Consider the following 2729-nt stretch of genomic DNA (forward strand, 5'->3'; position numbering starts at 1 on the left):
TAAACTGGCGATAACTTACTCTCCCAGGCCGTCTCCAGCCAAGTACCATCAGCGGATTCATGCTTAACTTCTGTGTTCGGTATGGTTACAGGTGTGTCCATGATCCTATTCTCACCAGATTAACTTAAAACTAATCTTCTTCCTTATTTTTCTTGGTCAAGTCTTCGACCTATTAGTACTCGCTAGCTTAATGTATTGCTACACTTACACTTTGAGCCTATCTACCTCATTTTCTTCAAGGGGTCTTATCTTTCGAGGGAAATCTCATCTCGAGGGGGGCTTCGGGCTTAGATGCCTTCAGCTCTTATCCCTTCCGAACTTAGCTTCCCAGCTATGCACTTGGCAGTACAACTGGTGCACCAGAGGTTCGTCCATCCCGGTCCTCTCGTACTAAGGACAGCTCCTCTCAAATTTCCTACGCCCACGACGGATAGGGACCGAACTGTCTCGCGACGTTCTGAACCCAGCTCGCGTGCCTCTTTAATGGGCGAACAGCCCAACCCTTGGGACCTACTCCAGCCCCAGGATGAGACGAGCCGACATCGAGGTGCCAAACCTCCCCGTCGATGTGGACTCTTGGGGGAGATAAGCCTGTTATCCCCGGGGTAGCTTTTATCCGTTGAGCGATGGCCCTTCCACTCGGTACCACCGGATCACTAAGTCCTGCTTTCGCATCTGCTCGACTTGTTGGTCTCGCAGTTAAGCTCCCTTCTGCCTTTATACTCTTCGCACGATTTCCGTCCGTGCTGAGGGAACCTTTGAACGCCTCCGTTACTCTTTAGGAGGCGACCGCCCCAGTCAAACTGTCCAACTGAGAGTGTCCCTTCCCCAGTTTCATGGGGGTAGGTTAGAATTCTAGCATTAAAAGAGTGGTATCCCAAAGGTGGCTCCACGAATACTGGCGTACTCGCTTCTTTGCCTCCCACCTATTCTGTACATTTAATCCCAAAATTCAATCTCAGCCTACAGTAAAGCTCCACGGGGTCTTTCCGTCCTGTCGTGGGTAAGCGGCATCTTTACCGCTACTACAATTTCACCGGATCCTTTGTTGAGACAGTGCCCAAATCGTTACACCTTTCGTGCGGGTCGGAACTTACCCGACAAGGAATTTCGCTACCTTAGGACCGTTATAGTTACGGCCGCCGTTTACTGGGGCTTCAGTTCTAAGCTTCGCTTGCGCTAACTTTTTCCCTTAACCTTCCAGCACCGGGCAGGTGTCAGCCCCTATACTTCGTCTTTCGACTTAGCAGAGACTTGTGTTTTTGGTAAACAGTCGCTTGGGCCTTTTCACTGCGGCCCCCTGTTACAGGGGCTCCCCTTCTCCCGAAGTTACGGGGTCATTTTGCCGAGTTCCTTAACAAAGGTTCTTCCGCTCGTCTTAGGATTCTCTCCTCACCTACCTGTGTCGGTTTACGGTACGGGCGATACTTCTCTTGTAGTGGCTTTTCTTGGCAGTGTGGAGTCATAAGCTTCTCTACTTGTTTTCGATCCGCATCACGCTTTAGCCTTATGGAAGACGGATTTGCCTATCTTCCAGCCTTTGCGCTTGCACGCCTCACCAACTGGGCGCTCTTATTATCCTCCTGCGTCCCCACTTCCTTTAACGATTGTATCGGTACAGGAATTTCAACCTGTTGTCCATCGACTACGCTTTTCAGCCTCGCCTTAGGTCCCGACTTACCCTGAGTGGACGAGCCTTGCTCAGGAATCCTTGGGTTTTCGACGGGTGAGATTCTCACTCACCTCTCGCTACTCATGCCAGCATTCTCTCTTGTATGATGTCCACCATGGCTTACGCCTTTGGCTTCGTCCTTCATACATTGCTCCTCTACCAACGTTTCCGTTCCATAGCTTCGGTATATAGTTTAGCCCCGGTTATCTTCGGCGCAGAGTCACTTGACTAGTGAGCTATTACGCACTCTTTAAATGAGTGGCTGCTTCTAAGCCAACATCCTAGTTGTCTCAGTAACTCCACATCCTTTCCCACTTAACTATAATTTTGGGACCTTAGCTGATGGTCTGGGCTGTTTCCCTTTCGACTATGAAGCTCATCCCACATAGTCTGACTCCCTAGTGCGTGATATGGTATTCGGAGTTTGATAGGTTTTGGTAACATATGCATGCCCCGCAACCAATCAGTGCTCTACCCCCTTTTCACTTCCCACTAGAGGCTAGCCCTAAAGCTATTTCGAGGAGAACCAGCTATCTCCGTGTTCGTTTGGCTTTTCACCCCTATCCACAGGTCATCCGATAACTTTTAAACGTTACCCGGTTCGAGCCTCCATTGAATTTTACTTCAACTTCACTCTGCCCATGGATAGATCACACGGTTTCGGGTCTACAACCACTAACTTCCGCCCTATTAAGACTCGCTTTCGCTGCGGCTCCACATCTGTAATGTTTAACCTTGCTAATGATCGTAACTCGCTGGCCCGTTCTACAAAAAGTACACGATCGTGGCCTTAGCCACTTTCGCTGCTTGTAAACACTAGGTTTCAGATTCTTTTTCACTCCCCTCTCGGGGTTCTTTTCACCTTTCCCTCACGGTACTTGTTCGCTATCGGTCACCAAGTAGTATTTAGCCTTAGGGGGTGGTCCCCCTGTCTTCCCACAGAATTTCTCGTGTTCCGTGGTACTCTTTCGTGATAGGTATCTTCTCTTTCGCCTACAGGACTGTTACCTTCTTTGGTTAGTCTTCCCAGATTATTCGGCTAGATATTTTCCCCATC

2 rRNA genes are annotated in these 2729 nt (G+C 49.4%); both read right to left on the reverse strand.

The window, feature by feature from the left end:
• Positions 1-2: 2 nt before the first annotated feature.
• A 5S ribosomal RNA gene (rrf, locus tag KQI68_RS10215) occupies positions 3-119 on the reverse strand.
• 33 nt (positions 120-152) lie between these two features.
• Positions 153-2729: ribosomal RNA gene (locus KQI68_RS10220) — 23S ribosomal RNA — on the reverse strand; the annotation flags it as partial.

The sequence above is a fragment of the Peptoniphilus ovalis genome, assembly GCF_018919265.1.
Classification (GTDB): Bacteria; Bacillota; Clostridia; order Tissierellales; family Peptoniphilaceae; genus Peptoniphilus_A; species Peptoniphilus_A ovalis.